The sequence below is a fragment of the Caballeronia sp. LjRoot34 genome (genome assembly GCF_964253815.1).
In the GTDB taxonomy this organism is placed as follows: Bacteria; Pseudomonadota; Gammaproteobacteria; order Burkholderiales; family Burkholderiaceae; genus Caballeronia.
Genome location: NZ_CAXUSB020000001.1, coordinates 2,228,189 through 2,249,794 on the forward strand (window position 1 = coordinate 2,228,189; position 21,606 = coordinate 2,249,794).

At 61.1% G+C, this 21,606-nt stretch carries 20 protein-coding genes; 6 read left to right on the forward strand and 14 right to left on the reverse strand.

Annotated features, from left to right (window positions below):
- Nucleotides 1-5: 5 nt before the first annotated feature.
- The 5 genes from ACSQ36_RS10010 to ACSQ36_RS10030 form a co-directional block, all read right to left on the reverse strand.
- Nucleotides 6-779, reverse strand: a complete 774-nt coding sequence (locus tag ACSQ36_RS10010; protein WP_436183145.1) for a transporter substrate-binding domain-containing protein — start codon at nucleotides 777-779, stop codon at nucleotides 6-8.
- Between the two features lie 85 nt (nucleotides 780-864).
- Nucleotides 865-1,593 (reverse strand): amino acid ABC transporter ATP-binding protein, encoded by a 729-nt coding sequence (locus ACSQ36_RS10015; RefSeq protein WP_436181802.1) that lies wholly within the window; start codon nucleotides 1,591-1,593, stop codon nucleotides 865-867.
- Nucleotides 1,577-2,230 (reverse strand): amino acid ABC transporter permease, encoded by a 654-nt coding sequence (locus ACSQ36_RS10020; protein WP_158935469.1) that lies wholly within the window; start codon nucleotides 2,228-2,230, stop codon nucleotides 1,577-1,579. The genes ACSQ36_RS10015 and ACSQ36_RS10020 overlap by 17 nt, the downstream gene beginning before the upstream one ends.
- Complete coding sequence (locus ACSQ36_RS10025; protein ID WP_213768407.1) at nucleotides 2,227-2,976, reverse strand: amino acid ABC transporter permease; 750 nt, start codon at nucleotides 2,974-2,976, stop codon at nucleotides 2,227-2,229. The genes ACSQ36_RS10020 and ACSQ36_RS10025 overlap by 4 nt, the downstream gene beginning before the upstream one ends.
- A 111-nt stretch (nucleotides 2,977-3,087) precedes the next feature.
- Nucleotides 3,088-3,909, reverse strand: a complete 822-nt coding sequence (locus ACSQ36_RS10030) for an NAD-dependent epimerase/dehydratase family protein (protein WP_436181803.1) — start codon at nucleotides 3,907-3,909, stop codon at nucleotides 3,088-3,090.
- Nucleotides 3,910-4,081: 172 nt separating this feature from the next.
- On the opposite strand from ACSQ36_RS10030, the gene ACSQ36_RS10035 reads away from it, so the two are divergent.
- A complete protein-coding gene (locus tag ACSQ36_RS10035) occupies nucleotides 4,082-4,828 on the forward strand; it encodes a FadR/GntR family transcriptional regulator (RefSeq protein WP_213768405.1) in 747 nt (248 codons plus the stop codon).
- A 9-nt stretch (nucleotides 4,829-4,837) separates the two neighbouring features.
- On the opposite strand, the gene ACSQ36_RS10040 is transcribed toward ACSQ36_RS10035, so the two are convergent.
- The 7 genes from ACSQ36_RS10040 to ACSQ36_RS10070 form a co-directional block, all read right to left on the reverse strand.
- Nucleotides 4,838-5,860, reverse strand: coding sequence for a LacI family DNA-binding transcriptional regulator (locus ACSQ36_RS10040; RefSeq protein ID WP_436181804.1), 1,023 nt, complete (start codon nucleotides 5,858-5,860; stop codon nucleotides 4,838-4,840).
- A 1,174-nt stretch (nucleotides 5,861-7,034) separates the two neighbouring features.
- The gene (locus ACSQ36_RS10045) at nucleotides 7,035-8,120 is read right to left on the reverse strand and encodes an ABC transporter ATP-binding protein (RefSeq protein ID WP_213761405.1); all 1,086 of its coding nucleotides are present in this window, start codon (nucleotides 8,118-8,120) and stop codon (nucleotides 7,035-7,037) included.
- Between the two features lie 14 nt (nucleotides 8,121-8,134).
- Entirely contained in the window at nucleotides 8,135-9,019 is an 885-nt protein-coding gene (locus ACSQ36_RS10050; RefSeq protein WP_213761406.1) for a carbohydrate ABC transporter permease, read from the reverse strand.
- Nucleotides 9,016-9,852 carry a carbohydrate ABC transporter permease gene (locus ACSQ36_RS10055; protein WP_436183146.1) on the reverse strand — a complete coding sequence of 279 codons (837 nt, stop codon included), beginning with the start codon at nucleotides 9,850-9,852 and terminating at the stop codon, nucleotides 9,016-9,018. The genes ACSQ36_RS10050 and ACSQ36_RS10055 overlap by 4 nt, the downstream gene beginning before the upstream one ends.
- Nucleotides 9,853-9,977: 125 nt before the next feature.
- Complete coding sequence (locus ACSQ36_RS10060) at nucleotides 9,978-11,213, reverse strand: ABC transporter substrate-binding protein (protein WP_436181805.1); 1,236 nt, start codon at nucleotides 11,211-11,213, stop codon at nucleotides 9,978-9,980.
- An 83-nt stretch (nucleotides 11,214-11,296) separates the two neighbouring features.
- Nucleotides 11,297-12,688 (reverse strand): GH1 family beta-glucosidase, encoded by a 1,392-nt coding sequence (locus ACSQ36_RS10065; protein WP_436181806.1) that lies wholly within the window; start codon nucleotides 12,686-12,688, stop codon nucleotides 11,297-11,299.
- 184 nt (nucleotides 12,689-12,872) lie between these two features.
- Nucleotides 12,873-14,069, reverse strand: a complete 1,197-nt coding sequence (locus ACSQ36_RS10070) for a GAF domain-containing sensor histidine kinase (RefSeq protein ID WP_436181807.1) — start codon at nucleotides 14,067-14,069, stop codon at nucleotides 12,873-12,875.
- 273 nt (nucleotides 14,070-14,342) lie between these two features.
- On the opposite strand from ACSQ36_RS10070, the gene kaiC reads away from it, so the two are divergent.
- The 5 genes from kaiC (at nucleotide 14,343) to ACSQ36_RS10095 (ending at nucleotide 18,984) form a co-directional block, all read left to right on the forward strand.
- The gene (gene kaiC, locus ACSQ36_RS10075) at nucleotides 14,343-16,025 is read left to right on the forward strand and encodes a circadian clock protein KaiC (RefSeq protein ID WP_436181808.1); all 1,683 of its coding nucleotides are present in this window, start codon (nucleotides 14,343-14,345) and stop codon (nucleotides 16,023-16,025) included.
- Nucleotides 16,022-16,369 (forward strand): circadian clock KaiB family protein, encoded by a 348-nt coding sequence (locus tag ACSQ36_RS10080; protein WP_436181809.1) that lies wholly within the window; start codon nucleotides 16,022-16,024, stop codon nucleotides 16,367-16,369. The genes kaiC and ACSQ36_RS10080 overlap by 4 nt, the downstream gene beginning before the upstream one ends.
- Complete coding sequence (locus ACSQ36_RS10085; RefSeq protein WP_436181810.1) at nucleotides 16,366-16,773, forward strand: circadian clock KaiB family protein; 408 nt, start codon at nucleotides 16,366-16,368, stop codon at nucleotides 16,771-16,773. The genes ACSQ36_RS10080 and ACSQ36_RS10085 overlap by 4 nt, the downstream gene beginning before the upstream one ends.
- 5 nt (nucleotides 16,774-16,778) lie before the next feature.
- Nucleotides 16,779-18,416 carry a response regulator gene (locus ACSQ36_RS10090; protein WP_436181811.1) on the forward strand — a complete coding sequence of 546 codons (1,638 nt, stop codon included), beginning with the start codon at nucleotides 16,779-16,781 and terminating at the stop codon, nucleotides 18,414-18,416.
- A 196-nt stretch (nucleotides 18,417-18,612) separates the two neighbouring features.
- Complete coding sequence (locus tag ACSQ36_RS10095) at nucleotides 18,613-18,984, forward strand: VOC family protein (RefSeq protein WP_436181812.1); 372 nt, start codon at nucleotides 18,613-18,615, stop codon at nucleotides 18,982-18,984.
- 43 nt (nucleotides 18,985-19,027) lie between these two features.
- Here the strand turns inward: ACSQ36_RS10095 and ACSQ36_RS10100 are convergent, their stop codons facing one another.
- Together ACSQ36_RS10100 and ACSQ36_RS10105 are read right to left on the reverse strand one after the other, a co-directional pair.
- Nucleotides 19,028-19,882: a hypothetical protein gene (locus ACSQ36_RS10100; protein WP_436181813.1), complete on the reverse strand. Its 855-nt coding sequence runs from the start codon at nucleotides 19,880-19,882 to the stop codon at nucleotides 19,028-19,030.
- Between the two features lie 650 nt (nucleotides 19,883-20,532).
- The gene (locus ACSQ36_RS10105) at nucleotides 20,533-21,594 is read right to left on the reverse strand and encodes a helix-turn-helix domain-containing protein (RefSeq protein ID WP_436181814.1); all 1,062 of its coding nucleotides are present in this window, start codon (nucleotides 21,592-21,594) and stop codon (nucleotides 20,533-20,535) included.
- Between the last annotated feature and the right edge of the window lie 12 nt (nucleotides 21,595-21,606).

The following is a 21,606-nucleotide window of genomic DNA, read 5'->3' on the forward strand; positions in this document are numbered from 1 at the left end:
CAGGTTTAGCCCTTGGTCACGCTCGCGGGTAAATCGCGGCCGTGATACTTCTTGTAGATCGTGTTGAGCGTGCCATTCTTCTGGTTCGTGCTCACCCAGTTATTGACCCACTCCTTGAGCTTCGGCTCGTCCTTGTTCATCGCAATGCCCAAATCGAAATCCTTCTGTGCGAACTTCAATTCCACATTGCGGTTAGGCGCGCGCTTGATTATCTCGGCCAGGTTCGACGGCGTGCTGGAGAAGAGGTCGACCTGCCCCGTCACCATCGATGTGATCAGCGTCGCGTCGTCTTCATAACGCTGAATCTGCGCGCCCTTTGCCATTTGCGTCGTAATGGTGTCGTTGACGGTAGCGCGCGTGAGGCCGATTGTCTTGCCGTTCAGGTCGTCGTAATTCTTGACGTTCTCATTTTTCGTCCCGCCTACGATGATCGTGATGACCGCATAGGGAATCGAGAAGTCGACCACCTTCGCGCGTTCAGGCGTGATCGAGAGATCGGCTATCACGAGATCCGCGCGCTTGGCCTGCAAGGTCGGCACGCGCGCGGCATTCGTGATCTGCACGAGTTCAAGTTTCACGCCAAGGTCCTTGGCAAGCGCCACCGCCGTGTCCACATCGGACCCCGCTGGCTGAAGGTTGGCATCGGCGTAGCTGAACAGCGGCGTGCCCATCGCGATCGCCACGCGGATCTTGCCTGCCTTCTTGATGTCGTCGAGCTGGTCGGCCATCGCGCTGTGCGCTACGCCCGCGAGCAACAAAGCGGCCACGCAGGCGCGCATGATGAAACGGTTGGTCTTCAAAGAAGTCTCCATTTTTATGATCGGTTCAAAAGATATTTTGCGGGCCTGGCCTATAGGTTAAAAGCTACAGGCCGTTATTCAGGAACGTACGCAACTCGGGCGTCTGCGGCGCGTCGAGCATGTCGCCGCTGCCGACCTCCCACACCTTCCCCTGATGCATGTAAATGATCCGGTCCGCCATGCGTTTGGCGAACGCCATCTCGTGCGTGACCAGCAGCATAGTCATGCCGTCCTTCGCCAGATCCTCCATCACGCGCAGCACTTCGCCGGTCAGTTGCGGATCGAGCGCGGACGTCACTTCGTCGAACAGCATGACCTTCGGCGACATCGCGAGCGACCGCGCTATCGCCACGCGCTGCTGCTGTCCGCCTGAAAGCTGCTCCGGGTACGCATCGGCTTTTTGCGCGAGGCCGACCTGATCAAGGACCTTCATTGCCACACGGCGGGCTTCATCGCGTCCGAGTTTTTTCACGTGGCACAGCGCCAGCATGATGTTTTCTTCCACGGTCAGGTGCGCGAACAGGTTGTAGCTTTGAAACACGATGCCGACTTCGCGGCGCAACTGGTGCAGGTCCACCTTCGGGTCATCGACACGAATGCCGCATACCTCGATCGTGCCCCGGTCGATGGTTTCCAGACGATCGATACACCGAAGCGCCGTGCTCTTTCCCGAACCGCTCGCGCCGATCACGGCGATCATTTCGCCCTTGGCCACTTCCAGTGACACGCCCTTGAGCACCTGGTTCGAGCCGAAGCTCTTATAGACGTCCCCGAGCTTAACGATTGCCGACATTGAGCTTTTTCTCCATCGATTGGCTCCAGCGCGAGAGCGGATAACACAGCACGAAATAGAAGACCCCGACCAGCCCGAACACGAGGAACGGTTGAAAAATCGAGTTGTTGATGATCTGGCCGGCGCGGGTCAATTCGACGAAACCGATCACCGAAGCGAGCGATGTCATCTTGATGACCTGCACCAGGAAACCCACCGTTGGCGGCAGCGCGAGACGCAGCGCCTGCGGAATGATCACGAGGCGCAAGGTCTGCCAGCGCGTCAATGACAGGCATTCAGCGGCTTCCCATTGGGGTTTCGGCATGGCGTCTATACACCCGCGCCAGATGTCGCCGAGATACGCGCTCGTGTAGACCATCAGCGCGAGGCCGGCCGCGACCAGCGCCGGCACCTGGAAGCCATACACGGACAAACCGAAGTAGACGATGAACAGCAGGATCAGCAGCGGAATGCCCTGAATGGCTTCTATATAGACCATCGCCGGACGGCTGAGCCAGCGGCGCGGCGAGATGCGCGCGAGCATCACGCCGAAGCCGCCGATGCTGCCCAGCACGAAGGCGAGCGCCGAGAGCACGAGCGTCCACCAAATCGAGTGCACGAGGTAAAACAGATGTGCCGTAGTGAAACCGCCGGTCATGCCGCACCTCCGGGAATCACGGTATCAATGCGCCCCTGGTCCGGCACCGGCTTGCCGGCCCGCTCCGCGGCCTGGCGCATGACCCGCCGCCGCTTGAACGCGACCTCGCCCACGGCCCACGCAATCAGCTTGATCAGCAGCGACAACGCGAGATACAGCAGCGCCACGACAATGTACGTTTCGAGCGAGCGGAAGGTGTCGGATTGCACGGTGTTCGCCGTTGCCGTGAGCTCTTCCGCCGAGATCTGCGACGCGATGGCCGAGGCCTGCATCATCAGCAGGAACTGGCTGGTCAGCGCGGGATAAACCTTTTCAATGGATGGCTGAAGCATCACATGCCAGCCGATCCGCCAGCGCGACAACCCCAGGCACTCGGCCGCCTCGATCTGCCCGCGCGGCACCGATTCAAGACCTGCACGAATGATCTCGGCCGCGTAAGCGCCGATGTTGATCACCATCGCGAGCGCGGCGGCGGCGAACGTCGGCATGCGCACGCCGAAGCTGGCAAGCCCGAAGTACAGCAGGAATATCTGCACGAGAAAAGGCGTGTTGCGCACAGCCTCGATATAGATCGAGCAGAGCCGCGATAAAAGCCGGTTCTTGCCGCGCTTCGCAAATGCGACCAGCGTACCCAGGATCACACCGAAAAACACCGCCACGGTCGTCATCTTCAACGTCAGCCAGGCGCCTTTCAGGAAGACGGGCCAGTACGGAAGCAGCGGGCTGAAATCGAGAGAGAAAGTCATCGCAGCAATGTCTAGGTTAGGTCGTGCACGGCGCAGGTCTTTCGTCGCCACACCGGGCGCGTGGCGCGGTCCGTCGCCGGGCCAGCGGGCTTATCAAACTCTGTGCAAACGCTATTCGAACGGCCCGGTCGTGGTGAACGCCCCGCCCTGCAACACGGCGACGGCACTGCCGGGTTCAGGCGCCGGCTGCGCGTCGATCTTCGCCCGGAAGGGCTCCGACGAATCACGCGGCACGAATCCCAGCTTCGATGCAAACCGGTTGTCCCACCATGTGACCGCGTTGTCTGACATCCCGTAGACCACGGTATGGCCGACATTCGGCGTAAATAGACTGCGTTGCAGGAGTTCGAGCAGGTCGTCGTAGCTGAGCCAGCTTGCCATCATCCGGCGATCCTTCGGCTCCGGAAACGCCGAGCCAATACGGATGCTCACCGTCTCGATTCCGTAGCGGTCGAAATAGAACTGCGCCACGTCTTCACCGAACGATTTGGACAGGCCGTAGTAGCCGTCGGGACGTCGCAGCGCATGCGCGTCGATCTTCTCGTCCTGCCGATAAAACCCGGTCACGTGATTGGAACTGGCGAAGATGACACGCTTGAGACCGTGCCGGCGGGCGCCTTCGTAGAGGTTGTAAACCCCCTTGATATTGGCTTCCAGCACTTCTTCGAAGGGCCGTTCCACCGATACCCCGCCGAGATGGATGACCGCATCGCAGCCGGCAACCAGCGCGTCGACCGCCTGCTTGTCCGAGAGATCGCAAGGAATGACTTCTTCATGCGGCGCCGCGTCCGGGCGCAACGCGGCCGGCAGATCCGACACCCTGATCTTGTCCGCGAAGGCGGACACGCGTGAACGAATGGCTTGGCCTACGCCGCCGGCGGCACCGGTCAGCAACAGGCGTTTAAACGGGACTGCGTGTTCTTGATTGGCCATGTAAGCCTGTCTCCAATAAGCGCGGATACCGGGAGCTTGCACGCTCCTTCCGGTCGGATCGGCCGCTTGATCCAGTTTTTATTGTACGTTGTCATATGACTATAGCGTGCATATAATCATTCGCAAATCCGTTTGTCAACTTTGGTGAAACATTATCCCAACCGAGGTAGCCGTGCAGAGACCGACTCGCGCCGTCTTCGAAACCCCGGCCCACCCGCAGGTACGGCGTAGCCTGACGACCGAACTCGTCGATGCCCTGCGCCAGCAGATCGAAACCGCGGAGCTCAAGGTGGGCGCCCGGCTCGCAACCGAAGCGGAAATGGTGCAGCGCTTCAATGTGAGCCGCACGGTCGTACGCGAGGCGTTGTCGAAGCTACAGGCAGCGGGACTCGTGGAGACACGGCATGGCATTGGGACCTTCGTCTGCGAGGCGCCGGGCCGAGGTTTTTTTCAACTTGACCCTGCGGACGTGGCTGGTTCCATCGATGCCCTCGCCGTACTCGAGCTGCGCATCAGCCTGGAGACGGAGAGCGCGGGACTGGCCGCGGCGCGATGCGACAAAACGCGGATCGCCGCCATGCGGCGCGCGCTGAGCGACTTCGAGCGCAACCTGGGCGAGGCGACCGAGACCATATCGCCCGATATCCGCTTTCATCTCGAGATTGCGCATGCCACCGGCAACCGCTATTTCGTGGAGATCATGACGCATCTCGGCATCCACATGATCCCTCGCGCCCGCCTCACCGCCACGCAGATTCCGCCCGCCCAGTACGCGGACTATCTGACGCGTGTGAATCGCGAGCATGAACAGATCTGCGATGCCATTGAGCGTGGCGACGCCGACTCGGCGCGTACCGCCATGCGGCTCCATCTGATCAACAGCCGCGAACGTCTGCGGCGGGCGCAGACAAGCGTCTGAGCGCTGGCATTAAATGCGCATTCGTTTCGGTGGTGCGGCAACCGACGCGCGGTTGGTGACGGTCACGGGAAACTCGCGATAGATCGTGTACGCAGTCCCGTAGCACGCGTTGAGCAACCATCGGACGGCGTTTTGCGTGAGATCAGCGGTCGGAATGTGGACCGATGTCAGGCCCGGCGCGGAGAACGCGGCTGAATAATCATCGTCGTAACCGATTACCGATACATCGTCCGGCACCGAGACGCCCGCTTGCTGTAGACACGACAAGGCGCCAATTGCCATGGTGTCGTTGGCGCAGAAGAGCCCGGTAAACCTTTTCTTCGACGCCAGCAGTTGCCGCGCGGAGTCATATCCGCCGTCTGGTGAAAAGTCCGATTCGATCAACTGGACCTCAGCACGGTCAATGCCGTTGCGAGCGAGTTCATCGAAGAATCCTGCGATCCGCGCGTGATTGTCGGAAGCCTGAAAAGGCCCTGAAATCACGGCTATTTTCTTGTGTTTATGCGCAAGCAGCGTCTGCGCCGCCAGCACCCCGCCCTTATGATGATCCGCGCAAAACGACGCCTCCGGCATCTGTGCGAAGTCGCGATTGAGGAACACCATTTTCGGGTGCATGCGGTGCAGCTTGACGAGATCGTCGTCATGCAGGTCATGGCTGGTCACCACGATGCCATCGCAATCGCGGGCGATCAGGAACTGCACCGCTTCAATCGCCTGGTCGCGTGGCGAGTCGTCGCCGCAGCCCGTTGCCACTACCACATGGCGATGCACCTTGCGCAATTCTGTATCGGTTTGCTTGAGGATGGTGCCGTAGTACGGGCCGAAGAACGACGGCACGAAGATGCCGATCATGCCGAGGGATTGCGTCGAGAGCGCCCGACCGAGCGATGAGGGCCGGAAGTTCAGCTCGGCGATTGCTGCCTGCACGCGTGCGAGTGCATCGGCGGAGACGGGTCCGCGGCCGGAGATGGCGCGGGATGCGGTGGACATGCCCACGCCGGCCAAGGTTGCGACGTCCTTCAGGGTTGCCACTTTTGTTTTTACTCCTTGGATGAGGGCTTTAGGTGGTGATTTTGGTGTTGGTGGGCGGGGGCAATGCCCGGGGGGGGGGTGGTTCTGGGGTTTGTGGTCGGGGGTCAATGCCCGGGGTGGTCGGTTCTGGGGTTAACGGTCGGAGTCTATGCCGGGTTGCTGCTTTCAGGGTTAGTGGTCTGCCTAAGTCGGATTTTCTCTTTATCACTATTAGCCACTGTGCGTGGCGGCACGTCATTTCTTTGTCCAAAGCGACAAAGAAACGAAGCAAAGAAAGCGCTTTCAAACCACGCTACCCTAAGTGTCCACAGCGTGCAGTTTCTATTCATAGGTGCCCCAAAAGCACGGTGCTCGCCAGAGCCACCGATGTGTGAACCCCTCCTTCTCCGAACACCGATACCCACACGCTTCGCCACCAGTGATTGAACCTGCCCAAGGAGCACCCCGCGCTATCCGCGGACGACCGCCCTCCAAATTTGTATGCACACCGAACCTCGTAGCCAACCCGCCAAGTAACAAGGCCCCAACAATGCGCAAGGCCGTAACCGACGAAAATAACCGTGTAGGCCGCGTAACCAACTCACCAAGGACCGAGGCAATAAATACGCGTCACGTCGAGCTGTTACGGATCAAGCTGTGACCTACGAAATAAGGGAACCGATCAAGCAGCCAACTCACTAAAAAACGAAGCATGCAGAACGCGTGAGGCCGTACCGGTTCCTTGGCAACTAGTGCTTGCCCGAGAGCGTACGGGGCGAAGCGTGTTCGTGTCAGGATTCGCGAGAAGGAGGGGTTCAAACATCCTCCGCTCTGGCGAGCACCGTGCTTTTGGGGCACCTATGAATCAAAACTGCACGCTGTGGACACTTAGGGTAGCGTGGTTTAAAAGCGTTTTCTTTGCTTCGTTTCTTTGTCGCTTTGGACAAAGAAATGACGTGCCGCCACGCACAGTGGCTAATAGTGATAAAGAGAAAATCCGACTCTCGCAGACCACTAACATGGAAAGCAGCAACCCAGCATTAACCCCAACCGCTAACCCCAGAACCGCCCACCCCGGCATCAACCCCGACCACTAACCCCAAAACCGACCACCCCAGCACTGACCCTGACCCACTAACCCCAAAACCCCAACCGCGTCCACCGGTGCGAACGAAAACCACTTCCCTATAACCCCTCAAACCCGATCACCACTGGTTTCATCGAAGAGCGAGATACGTTTGCTGTCGATCGAAAACCCCGTCATCTCGTCGACCGCTGCGCTCGCAGTATCCTGCGCGATCGACGCGATTTGGGCCCCATGATAATCGAGCCAAATTACCCGATGATTACCCATCGGCTCAACGAGCGACACCGTACCGCGATGTCCGAACGCCGGATCAATCGAGACATCCTCCGGACGCACGCCGAGCACGCACGGCAGCTTCTCCGGCGGTGACTGCAGAAACGGATACGCGGAAACATCAATATCAACGTGCTCATTGCGAAACCGCACTCCACCACCCTCGCGATGCAACACGCCCTTCAGCAAGTTCATACCCGGCGAGCCAAGGAACGTCGCAACAAACAAATTATTCGGATGCGCATAAACCTCCGCCGGCGTACCGATCTGCTGAATCACCCCACCGCGCATGACCGCCATGCGGGTCGCGAGCGTCATCGCTTCGACCTGATCGTGGGTCACGTAGATCATCGTTGCACCGAGACGCTTATGCAGTTGCTTCAGCTCACGCCTGAGTTCCGTGCGCAGCTTTGCGTCGAGGTTCGACAGCGGCTCATCGAAGAGGAACACGTCCGCTTCACGCACGATCGCCCGGCCGATTGCCACGCGCTGACGCTGCCCGCCCGACAACTGCGCAGGCCTGCGTTTGAGCAATGGCCCTAACTGCAACATCTCGGCCGCACGCGTGACGCGCCGTTCGATCTCGGCTTTGGGCGTACCCGCTATACGCAAACCGAACGAGAGATTACGCTCGACGTTCATGGTCGGATACAGCGCGTAGGACTGGAACACGAGCGCGATACCGCGATCTTTCGGATCGGCCCACGTCATATCCTGGCCTCCGATCTCGATGCTGCCGCCGCTTACATCGATCAGTCCTGCAATGCTGTGCAGCAAGGTGGATTTACCGCACCCCGAGGGGCCCAGCAATACAAGAAACTCACCCGGTTCGACCTCAAGATCGAGCGATTCGATGATCGTATTGGAGCCAAGCTGGATCTCCAGATCGCGGATTGAAACGTTCGACATGACTGTAGACATGAATGAGCCCTGGACTAACCCTTGACCGCACCGGATGCAATGCCACGCACGAACCAGCGACCCGAAACGAAGTAAATGGCAAGCGGCACCATGGACGTGAGGATGGTCGCCGCCATGTTGACGTTGTAGAGCCGCTCGCCCGTCGTGGTGTTGATGATATTGTTCAGTTGTACTGTCATCGGCAAGTTCTTCGTGCCCGCGAAAACGAGGCCCAGGATGAAGTCGTTCCAGATACCGGTGACCTGCATGATGATGGCGACCACGATGATCGGCGTGGACATCGGCACCATCAGTTGCAGGAAGATGCGCCAGAAACCGCCCCCGTCCACGCGCGCTGCCTGGAAGAGCTCATGCGGCAACGCTGCGTAGTAATTGCGGAACAACAGTGTCATCACGGGCATGCCGAAGATCGTATGGATCAGCACAATACCGGGCAATGAGCTAAATAAATGCACCGTCGCGAGCACCCGCACAAGCGGATAGACCATCACCTGTACCGGGATGAATGCACCCACCAACAGGATGGCGAACAGCGTGGTGGCCCCGCGTGGTTTCCAGAATGACAACGCGTAACCGTTCACCGCACCGACCAGAATGGACAGGACCGTACTCGGCACGACAATGCGCACCGAGTTCCAGAAGCCGACCTGAATGCCCTGGCAATCCAGTCCCGTACACGCCGATTGCCACGCAACACGCCATGCATCCAGCGTGAAATGCACCGGCAGCGAAAGGATATTGCCAAGACGAATTTCCGTCATCGGCTTGACCGACGTGACGAGCATCACATAGAGCGGCAGCAGGAAGAACAAGGCCGAAGTCAGCAGGAACGCGTACACGCCCAGGCGCGCGGGCGTGAAGCGCGACCTGCGTTTTAACGGGCGACGTGGCGCGTTCATCGGGAATCCCTGAGCCGCAATGCGCGGCTGCGAATATAAAAGACCGGCGCGAGGATCGCGAGCACGGTCACGAGAAGAACGATCGACGCCGCCGACGCCAGCCCGAGATTCGCGCGTCCGAACAGATAATCCATGATGAACTTCGCGGGCACTTCGCTTGCCGTGCCGGGACCGCCTTGCGTCATGGCGACCACCGCATCGTAGAGTTTGATGACCATCACGAACAGCAGGATGAAGGCCGTTGAAATGGATGCGCCGAGCATGGGGATGACAATGCTGACATAGACACGCCAGCGCGGAATGCCATCTATGCGCGCCGCCTTCCAGATCTCTTCATCAATGCCGCGCAGCCCCGCGAGCAACAATGCCATCACCAACCCCGACGCCTGCCAGACCGTAGCTATCACGAGCGTATAGATCACACGATCCTGATCGACGATCCAGTCGAAACGCGCGTGCGTGAAACCAATCCGGTGCAGCACTTCCTGAATGCCCAGCTCCGGATTCAGGATCCACTGCCACACGAGACCCGTTGCGACGAACGACATGGCGTATGGATACAGGAAGACCGTGCGCAGCGCGCCCTCCGCCATCACCTTCTGGTCGATAAACACCGCCAGCAGCAGCCCGATCGCGAGGCATATGACGATGAACAAAACCCCGTAGATCACGATGTTTTGCAGCGACAGCATCCAGCGGTCGTTATTAAAAAGCCGCACGTATTGCGACACGCCCGCAAAACTATTCGACGCGAACGTTCGCGAGTTCGTGAACGATGTGCGCAAGCTCCATAACATCGTGCCGAGATAAGCGAACACCACCGTGAGCGCCATCGGCAACAAGGCAATATAAGCGGCCAGCGCAAACCGCTTCCTCAGCGGCTTGCGCTTCACGCGACCGGCCGGCGCGCGCAAGGCCTTGCCGGCAGGCGTATGCGTCCTCAGCGCTCTCTGCGCCATCAGCTTTTCAGCCCGCTGGCGAAGGCCTTTTGTGCATCCTCCGCCGACTGGTTCTTGTTCCAGAAGTTGGTAATGACATCTTGCAACGCGCCATTGATATCAGGCGGCGTCAGCATTTCCGGATTCGGCAACTGCCGCGACTTGTCCTTCATGATCGCGATGCCTTCCTTCGCGCACATGTCAAGACTCGAATCGTCGATGTCCGAGCGAATCGGAATCGATCCCTTCTTCGCGCTGAACGCAACCTGCGCAGCCGGAGACGTCATGACCGTCGCCAGCAGCTTTTGCGCCTTGATCGCGTTGGGGTCGTCGGTCTTCGGGAAAACGAACGCGTCGCCTGCGACGAGATACGGCGAATGCGGACCGAAGCCCGGGAAGCAGCCGAAGTCCTTGCCCGCCGTTTGATTGGCGGCGGAGAACTCGCCCTTCGCCCAGTCGCCCATGATCTGCACGCCGGCCTTGCCGGAGATCACCAGCGCGGTGGCGTCGTTCCAGTTGCGGCCCGGTGAGCCCGGATCAATATAGTTATGCAGGCGCTTGAACTGCGTCAGCACCCTCTTGAACGCGTCGGACTTGACCGCGTTCACATCGCGATCACGGTATACCTTCAAATAAAGGTCCGGGCCGCCAACATCGGCGAACACGGCGTCGAAGGTGATCTTCTCCTGCCATGCCTGACCACCGAGCGCGAGCGGAATCACGCCCGCCGCTTTCAGCTTGTCGAGATCAGCGATGAACTCATCGTAGTTGGCCGGCTCTTTCGTGATACCGGCCTTCTGGAACGCCGGCTTCGAATAGAAGAACCATGCCGGCATGTGGATATCCACGGGCGCTGCGTAGTAGTGCCCGTTCGACTTGATGCTTTCAATGATCGACGGCGGGAAGATCTTGTCCCAGTTCTCCTTGGCCGCCACATCGTCCACGTTGTTCAGCAATCCCTGGTCGATGATGTCGTGAAATTGCTTGGATGTATTGAACTGCGCGGCGGTCGGCGGGTCTCCGCCCATGATGCGGTTGAGCGCCGTGGAGCGCGCCTGGTCTGCACCGGCCACGGCTTGGTCGACCCACAATCCACCCGCCTTGTTATAGGCGTCGGCGAACTGCTTGATGGCCGCTGACTCCCCGCCCGATGTCCACCAGTGGATCACGGTCGCTTTCAACGGATCGGCGTGCGCTGCGCTGCTCGCCGCAACGGCGGCGATGACACTGACGACCAGTTTCTTCATGCGGTTCATTGCGTCTCCTCCGGGCTATATTTTCTATTTGGCCCCGTAGTCCATAGGGTCCAATGGCTTCGGCATTGAAATCGAACTGCGGGTCAGGCGCGGGAATTAACGCGGGTATTGCGCTCCGCGAGGAACTTCGCAATCAGCTCGGCGCTATGTTTCATGGTGCGCTTCTGCGTCTTGTAGTCGACATGAAACACGCCGAAGCGACGTTCATACCCAAAGGCCCATTCGAAGTTATCCATCAGCGACCAGATGAAATATCCGCGTATGTCGACGCCGGCCTTGATCGCGCTATCCACCGCGGCCAGGTGGCGTTTGAGGAACGAGATGCGCTGCGGATCATCGACGCGTCCATCGACTACCTTGTCATCCGACGCCATGCCGTTTTCAGTGATGTAGATCGGCGGCAATGACGCATACGTCTTGTTGAATCCGATCAGCAAGTCGCGCAGGCCATCGGGATGAATCTCCCAGCCCATCTGCGTGCGTTCGACGTCCGGCAACGGCACTTCTGTGAAGCCATGCGCGCCGTCGCTCTTCACGTTCGTGCGGAAGTAATAGTTGATGCCGAGGAAGTCGAGCGGCGTACCGATGATCTCCATATCGCCATCGAGCACCAGCGGCTCGGTGCCCGGCCATAGTTCGAAAAGGTCCTTGGGATAGGCCTTTTTCAACAGCGGGTCCAGTATCCACGCGTTGTGCTGGACTTCGAAAAGATGTGCGGCCCGTGCATCGGCTGCGCTGTCGCTATTAGCGGTACCGCGGCCCACATTCGCGACAATACCCTTGAGCGATTCGGGATCGTTTGCCCGCAAGACCGGCACGGCGGACCCGTGCGCGAGCAGCAGGTGATGCATGGCCTGGGTCGCGTAACGGTCATTCGCCAGACCCGGCGCATGATGGCCGTTGCCGTAGCCGAGGTAAGCGGAGCACCAAGGTTCGTTGAGCGTGGCCCAGGCATCGACCTGACCGCTCAGTTCGCGGCTCATCAGGTCGGCGTAATCGGCGAAGCGATACGCTATGTCGCGATTCAGCCAGCCGCCGCGATCTTCCAGATATTGCGGCAAGTCCCAGTGATAAAGCGTGACAAAGGTCTTGAGGCCCTTCTCTTTCAGCCGCGCGATCAGGCGCTTATAAAAGTCGATCCCCTTCCGGTTCGGACGCCCCGCTTCATCCATCACGCGCGGCCATGCAATGGATAGGCGATACCCGTCTACGTTTAGCGCGGACAGCAAGTCGAGGTCCGATTCCCACCGATGATAGTGATCGCAAGCGACCTCGCCGGTGTCGCCGGCCAGCACTTTGCCGGGCGTGGCCGAGAACGTGTCCCAGATCGACGGGAGCCGGCCGTCTTCGCTGACGGCGCCTTCGATCTGATAGGAGGCGGTTGCTGCGCCGAGCAAAAAGTCTCGTCGCCAGAGGGCTGAATCGGAGGGTGGGGAAAACGGATCGCCGGAGACAACGGATGCGTCGAGTGCCACGAGGACTCCTGTTGAGCGGTGGAGTGGAAGCGCTTCCACATGTGCCAGCGAACGATAGCAGCGCCGAATTGACAGGGACAATCCGGGTTTGTATGGAGAGGGTTTGGGGGTGGAGAGACGCGATCGTCGCGAGGGAGGTGGCGACGAATCGGGAAAGGTAGGCGCTACGACCCCGGACCGGCGTTCACACCGTGTCACTCACAGCTATCCGGGCCACAAAACACGTCCCCGTCTCCGCCGATGAACTCACCGACAACGTCCCGCCGTGCGCGTTGACGATCTGCGAGCAGATATAGAGTCCCAACCCGAGCCCACCGCCCGGCTGACTGCTCGCAGGCCGCCAATACGGCTCGAAGACTTTTTCCAGGTCTTGCGACGCGATCGGCGCACCCAGATTGGAGACGGAGATCGCAAGCTCGCCGGCATCCACCGATACCACCACCCGCACCGGTTGATCCGGCGAGCCATGCGTCAGCGCATTAGCCAGCAGGTTGGACAGCAGTTGCTGGATGCGTCCCCGGTCGCAGTAGACGCAGCCGTCCACCGTGATCTGTTCCAGCACGACACGTTGCGGATTCACGTCGCGCAGTTCCGTGACCACGTGGCGCAGCGCGTCGGGGAGATCGTCAACCGGAGCAAGCGCCACGCCGATACCCGTGCCGAGCCGGCCGCGGGCGAAATCGAGCACGTCGTCGATCAGGCGGGACATGCGCCGCGTAGTCGCCCGCAACCGTGTGCCGATGCTCACCAGTTCCGGCTCGCCGCCGCGTCGTGCCAGCCATTCCGCGGTGGCGCCCACGGCGGCAAGCGGATTGCGCAGATCGTGGCCGAGCACCGCGATGAACTGCTCGCGCAACTCGGCGGTCGTGCGCTCATTGATGAGCGCGGCTTCGGTCGCCGAGCGCTCGTTCTCGCTCTCCAGCTGCAGTGCGATCAGTTCTGCGAAGAGCGTGAACATGGTGAGCGTGCATGCATCCGAGATCATCGCCGGACGCGGATCGATCGCGCACAGATTGCCGAAATAGTCGCCGTTGGGCAGGATGATCGGCACCGAGATATAACTCTCGATGTTGTAGATGCGTGGCGTATGGTGCTCGCGATAAACCGGATCGGTACTCGCATGGTCGATAACAACAGGCCGGCGCATTGCGCGAGCCTCGCTGCACAGCGTGGTGTGGACGTCGAGTTGGCCGCCCGGCAACAGCCCGAACTGAATATCGTCCTGCACGGCACAGGCGGTCCATGTTCCCTCGGTGACGCGCGCCACCGCCGCGAAACCGAGGCCGGTGTTTTTGCAGATCACGCGCAGCATGGACGGAACAGCGCCGATCCGTCCGATGGTGGCCACGTCGCGAGCAATGGCTTCGTCGCTGTCGTCCATGGCGGCCTGCAAAACTCCATCAACAGGGTTCAAAATTCTACCTCTCAGTGCTCGATATTTTTTGTTCGATGCTGCGCTCAATTGTACGGGTCCGATTGCCCGCGCCAAGCGTCTAAAAATGGCCGCCTGTCCCCGCGCGCCGGTCGACGTGATCTTCTGGATTGCATAGTGCGTACCGCGATGCCAAGATGCGCTGTCGCCATCGACCAACTGGCGCGGGTATCGAGGCCGGGCCGGACGGTACCTTCCTGTTAAACCTTACAAAGAAAAACGATGACCGGAGCAGTGCTTTCAAAATCGCCGACAGGCATTTCTGGCTTTGACGACGTCACCCTCGGCGGTTTGCCTGCCGGCCGTCCGACCCTGATGTGCGGCGCGGCAGGATGTGGCAAGACCCTGTTCGCCATGACATTCCTCGTGGAAGGCGTCCTGAAGTACGGCGAGCCCGGCGTGCTGGTGAGCTTCGAGGAATCGGCGGAGGACCTGGCCGCGAACGTGGCGTCGCTGGGCTACGACGTGATGTCGCTGATCGAGCAGAAGAAACTCGCCATCGATCACGTCAAGATCGACCCGGCGGGAATCGAAGACACCGGCGAATACGATCTCGAAGGCCTGTTCGTGCGGCTCGACTACGCCATCAAGAGTGTGAACGCGAAGCGCGTCGTACTCGATACGCTCGAAGCACTGTTCGCCAGTTTCCCCGACGCCGTCTTGCTGCGCGCCGAGTTGCGGCGCCTGTTCGACTGGCTGAAGGAACGCGGCGTCACGGCCATCGTGACCGCGGAGCGCGGAACCGGCGACCCGAGCCTGTTGACGCGGCACGGCATTGAAGAATACGTGTCCGATTGCGTCATCCTGCTCGACAACCGGGTCGAAAACCAGGTCACCACGCGGCGCCTGAGGATCGTTAAATATCGCGGCTCGGCGCATGGGACGAACGAATACCCGTTTCTTATCGATACCACCGGCATCAGCGTCCTCCCGGTTACATCGGCCGGTCTGGCGCATCTGACGTCGAGCGACGTCATCTCCACGGGTATCGCCGATCTCGACGCCATGTTGGGCGTGGGCGGTTATTTCGTCGGCTCGAGCGTACTTGTGTCGGGACTTGCGGGAACCGGCAAAACCACCTTTGCCGCTAAATTCGTCGAGGCCCGCTGCAAACTCGGCGAACGCACGCTGTGGTTCGCCTTTGAAGAGTCGCCCGAGCAGATCGTGCGCAACATGCGCTCAGTGGGCGTGGATCTTGCGCACTCTCTGGGCGGCACGCTCAGGATCGAATCGGCGCGGCCCAGTTTTTTCGGGCTGGAAATGCATTTGGCGCGGATGGCGCGCGACATCGACCTGTTCAAGCCGAGCGCCGTGGTGATCGACCCGATCTCGTCGCTGCGCGGCGTGGAGTCGGAAGTGCACGCGACGCTGCTGCGACTCGTCGATCTCCTCAAATCCCGCGGCATTACGGCAGTTTTTACAAGTCTGAGCGGTACCGACCAGGCGTCCAGCGTGAATGACCGCAGCATCTCATCGCTGATGGATACCTGGATTTCGCTATCGCATATTGAAACGAACGGCGAGCGCAACCGGCTTGTCTACGTGCTGAAATCGCGCGGCATGGATCACTCGAACCAGGTCCGTGAATATCAGATCAGCAATGGGGGAATCGCCATGGTGCCAGCTTATATAGGCGCGGGCGGCGTGCTGACAGGGTCCGCGCGGCTCGCGCAGGAAGCGCAGGAACGCGATGAATCCGCCGCGCGCGACGAACTTGTGATGCAAAAAAAGCGCGAGCTCGCCCGGCGCCGCAGACTGGTCGAACAGCAGGTCGCGGAACTGCAGTCGGCGCTCGACGCTGAAGCGTCGGAACTCGATGCGCTAATCGAGCAAAGCGACGAACACAAGCGCCTGCAGGAAGCCGACCGTAGCCGGATGGCGCAATTGCGGCGATCGAAAGAATGACCGAACAGGACGCGTCCACGCCAGCGGAACACGAATCGGACAGGACCGAAACGCCCGACGCTTGCTCGTATTTGCTGCGGTTGTATGTAGCGGGGGAAACGCCGAAATCGATGGCTGCCATCCGCAACCTGCGTGCGCTCTGCGCTACGCACCTGGCCGGCGAGTATTCGATCGAGGTCATCGATCTGCGCATCAATCCGCAACTCGCAGCCGCCGACCAGATTCTCGCGATACCGACCGTCGTCCGGCATCTGCCCGCGCCGCTCAGGAAAGTGATCGGCGATTTGTCGGACGCCGAGCGCGTGCTGGTCGGCCTCGACATCCAGCCGAGGGCCGGTTCGTGAGCGCCCTGCCCGTCGAAGCCGACGGCGGAGGTGGCGGAGACGGTGCACCGCCTCCACCGCCATCGGACACGCTCGTGCTGCGGTTGTACGTGACAGGCAATACGCTGCGCTCCACGCGTGCCGTGGACAACGCGCGGCGCTTGCTGGAAACCCATGCGGCGGGCCGCTTCGAGCTGGAAGTGATCGACATCTACCTGCATCCTGAAGCCGCGGTCGCGGCCCAGATCATTGCCGCGCCGACGCTGGTCAAGCTGCGTCCGGGGCCGTTGCGAAGGGTGATCGGTGATCTCTCGGATTCGAACAAGGTGCTGGCCGCGCTCGGCGTGATGGCGTTGAACGTAGCCGGTAATGCGACCTCAAGCGCGTCCTCAGGCGCGTCCTCGGCCGCGTCCATCAAACCCTGACGCGTATGTCCGATCAATCCCACTCCGCTTCACTGGAAACCGCGACTATCGAGGAGCTGCGCGAGCGGCTGCGGGAGGCGGAAGATACCCTCGACGCCATCCGCAGCGGCGCGGTGGACGCCGTGGTGGTCGGCAGCGACGACGACCGCCGCATCTATACGCTCGAAAGCGCGGACCGGCCGTACCGCGTGCTCGTGGAGCAGATGCAGGAAGGCGCGGTGATGCTCTCCGCCGACGGCACCATTCTCTACGCCAACGAACGCGCCGGGCAGTTGCTCGGCGCCCGGGTCGAGCACGTCGTGGGCTACGCGTTCAGCGCTTTTGTGCTCGATGGCCAGCACGCGCGCCTGCAGGAGCTGATCCGCGAAAGCGCTACCGGCACTGCCCGCGACGAACTCACGGTGCTGTCGGCCAACGGGGAAACGCCTGTGTATTGCAGCTTCAAGGCGCTCGAAGCCGAGCGCGACCAGGACCGGCTGATCTGCGGCGTGATCTCCGATCTCTCGCAGCAACGGCAGATGGAAGCGCGCCTGCACCAAGCGCAGAAAATGGAGGCGGTCGGTCAGTTGACCGGCGGCCTCGCCCACGATTTCAACAACCTGCTGCAGGCCATTCACGGCAACCTGGAACTCGTGAAACGATCGCCTTCAGAGCGCGAGCGCGTACTGCGCTGGACCGACAACGCCATGCGGGCCGTCAGCCGCGGCGCCAAGCTCACCGCGCAATTGCTGGCATTTTCGCGCTCGCAGAAACTCGAATTGAAACCGGTCGGGCTGACCCAACTCGTGCGCGGCATGGCCGATCTGTTCGACCGCACGCTGGGCTCGGGGATCGACCTGCGGCTGGAACTCGGCGACGACGCCACCCTGGTCGTGGCGGACGCGACCCAGCTTGAACTCGCGTTGCTCAACCTCGCAATCAACGCACGGGACGCGATGCCCACGGGCGGCGTGCTGCGCATCAGCACGGTAACGTGGACGATCACGGACGACGCCGATCTCGCTGATGGCGACTACGTGGAATTGAGCGTCGCCGACACAGGCACCGGCATGCCCGCCGATGTCGCGGCCCGGGCGTTCGAACCGTTTTTTACCACCAAGGAACTGGGCGCGGGAACCGGTCTCGGCCTCGCCCAGGTGTACGGAATCTGCCAGCAGGCGGGCGGCCATGCGCGGATCGAGAGCAGTCCGCGCGGCACCCGGGTGTCTTTGTTTCTGCGGCGTTCGCCCGCGGTAGCCGACGCACAGGACCCGTCGGCGGCGGCTATCGTCAATGCGAGTGACCGGAGTGCGCCGCGAATCCTGGTCGTCGACGACGATCCGGATGTTCGTACGTTCATGGTCGAAACGCTGGTCGCGCTGGGGTATCGCGTGGACTCGGCGGCGGGCGGGCGCGCGGCGCTCCACATGATGGCAAGCGATCCACCGGACTTGCTGGTACTGGACTTCGCGATGCCGCATCTTGACGGCGCTACGGTGGCGAAACTGGCGCGGTCCCAGGGTCTGCACATGCCCATTGTTTTCGCGAGCGGTTACGCGGACACCTCTGCCCTCGACGCCGCGATGGGCAACAATATCTCGCTGCTTCGAAAACCATTTTCGATTGGTAATTTGTCGGCGGTCGTTGCGGCGGCGCTGGCGTGAGGCGTGGACGGCATCGGGTTGCTGGCGCGACTTTGGTGAACGAGCACGGTGACAATTCGCGCCACTACTGACAGAAACTGGCAGTAGTCACGCTTACGATGGGTCCGACTTCAGCACCGGCAGTTAATCGCCGGTCGTTGCTGGATTCTCAGCCACACCCCCCGGCTACTTCCCATCGACCCAACGCGCAAACACCATGACCGATCCCAACTTCATCATCCTGTACGTGGACAACCCTTCCGTCAGCGCCAATTTTTATGCGGGCTTGCTCGGCAAGACACCCGTCGAATCTTCTCCGGCGTTCGCCATGTTCATCCTGGAGTCGGGTCTCAAACTGGGGTTGTGGTCCAGGCATACAGTTGAACCCGCAGCAACAGCGGCGCCGGGCGGCGGCGAACTCGCGTTCCCGGTGAAAGACAGTGACTCCGTGCACAGCCTTTTCGCCGATTGGGTCAGGCGCGGCCTGGAAATCATCCAGCGTCCGACAGAAATGGATTTTGGCTTTACCTTCGTCGCGCTGGACCCCGACGGTCATCGCCTGCGCGTTTTTACGCCTTCCGCGAAATAAGACGCGGCACGCGACTGCCGCATTTCAAGCGGATGACTAGCGGCTACCACCGTCTCGACGGCGTTATTGCCTTGGCCGCTTTGGCCGTTGTGCGCATGTGCGGATCGGTTTCATCGAAGGCGCTGCCCCCTCTGCGCCGCGCGTGGTCGAGTTCTTCCGCCAGCCGTTTCTCTTCCCAGTCCCGTTGCCACGCCTCCGCCTTATGGCGGCGCTCGATCGCGCGCCGCGCTTCGTCCTCGCGATCGATCCATGCAGCGAAGATCCAAAACGCGCGGTCTATTGCTTCATATTTTCCTGCCGGACCAGTCACCGAAAATAACAGCCGATCACCCTGTCCCGGGTGCTTCCAGTACACGCCGATTTCGCGTTCGCCAGCCGGCGCAATGGTTTTGCCGATATCGGACGCCGACGTCGCCCGCTCGCCCTTCCATCGTGCTGCCGAAGCGCCAGACACCGCGCCAAAGCTCCCGGCATTCGACTCAGGCTCAGGCTCAACCGCCTGCGCCCGGAACGGCCATTCGAAGCGGCCGGAGCGCAAGCGTTGAAACTCGCCGGGAGCATCGATCGAGACAAATCGCTTTGCCACCTTGTTGACCGTGAGCGTTCGCGACACGAGATGCAAAGTGAGATCGACGCCGCCGCCGGCTACCCTGATCCGGCCCTCGTCCTCGCGAATCTCGGCGTCGCATCGCGTTGATGCATACGACAACCGCCTGCCTTCGCGATACCCATGCAGCCAGAGCGCCGCGATGACGGCAAGCGCCAGCGCAACCTGGGCATCCGACTGCGGCGTCGAAGAGAGACCCGCATAAAGCGCGACGGCCGCCGCGCCGCACATACTCATCTTGACGATACGGCCGAGCAACGTCTCAGCCTGGAACAAAGCGAACAGCCACATGAGTTTTCCCGATGTCACGTTTTTCTTGGTTTAGGGTCGAACACGCGGCGGGCTTGATGTCCGTGACATCTCCCCTTGAGGCATGTTTCGCCTTGAAGCGTCTTGATGGCGCTTTCTCTCTCAGTCGGCAATCCCGTGCTTTTCAGCGTTCAGGCTTGGTCAGGCCCGAACTCGGCGGGACGGCCATCACGGCCCTCACTTGCCTGCGCGTGTCCGCAGTCGGCGTAGAGGCGGCTATAGGCGGCACGGGCGCGCCGTCGTAGCCGTAGTGGTCTCAGTCGCAGAGCCGCGGCGGCGGCGCTGGTCGTGAACACCCGAGGGCCAAGGAGCCCTGGTTGGCGTCCAATGCGCAAGGCCCCGAAAGGGACCCGGAACGTGCACCGGGAGCGCGTGGTTCATAGCGAAAGTGGCCAGCAATTCGCTACACCTTCCACGACCGGGAAACAACCGGCCTCCTTTTCCCGCCTCGGCGTCTGGTCAATACCGTTCACGATGCCTGCGTACACGTCAGGCAATGATGCCTTCGATGCACGCCGCCGCCCTCTCATTCCGTCCGCTCTTTCCGCCCATTTCGTTCAGCGCGGTGAGGATTGTTCACCTTCGCTTATGTCCGCTGCTTATGTCCGCTGCTTACGTCCGCTTGGGCGCGCTCAGCCGCCCAGGCCGCGGATCGTCGCAGCGGTCCTGACGCCGACGCCGCGCGCATCGCGCGAGCGGCTGCTGTCGTCCACAGGCGAAGCGGCGCCAATCAGCGCCCCGGTTGTACATCGCCTGCGGGCTTCTGTCGGCGTGCAGCCGAAACGCTCCTTGAACGCGCGGTTGAACGTCGATTCGCTCATGAAGCCGACCGCACAGGCAATTGCACCAATGAGGTCGCGCGCATGCAGCGGCGATTCGAGCCGGCGCATGGCTTCATCGAGCCGGCGAGTGCGTACATACTCAGCCACGCCGCCCATCGGTTCGAAGAGTTCATAGAGCGCCGTTCGCGACACCTTCAGGATTTCGCGCAGCCGCGCCGGGCCGAGGCTCATGTCCGCCAGATTGCCTTCGACAAAACTCAGCGCCTGCGCGCGGATCAGCGGCGTCAGGCGCGGATCGCCGGATTGCTCCCAACGCTCGGCACGCCGCAGCACGGAGGCCGCGACGAAGTCCAGCGTGGCTTCGCCCGCCACGCGAGCCTGCTCGTCGTCCATCGAGTCCGCGACGCTCATCAGGCTGCGCATATGCGAAGCGATCAGCAGGCCGATAGGGTCGGCGGCCTCCCAGGACAATCCATGCATGCGCAACGCGCCGCCCGTGCGCCGGTCAATGGCTTGACGTGGAATGGTGAGCGTCAGCATGGGTGCGTCGCGGGTGAAACCGACGTTTTCGACGGCGAGGTCGCGCATGACGACCGACCCGAGCGACACCTGCTGGATGTCGCGGCCAAAGGTCGACATCAATGTGCCGTCAAGCAGGCAATGCACCAGGTAATGGTCGACGCCGGAGGTCGCTATCCTGCGGCGGGTACGCTGAAATTCAACGTCTCCGCGCACGACATGCGACATGAGCAGCATTGAACCTAAAGGCCAACTTTCCATCTTCGCGCGAAACGGTACGGGTGGATCTTTCCGGCGCTGGATCTCAAAGATGGCGTCAAGTCCTTCGCGCCAGATTTCCTCGGCATCATTCTCGGGGAAATCGGCACTGTCGAATCTGATGGGCGTGGACATGGCGTTACTCAG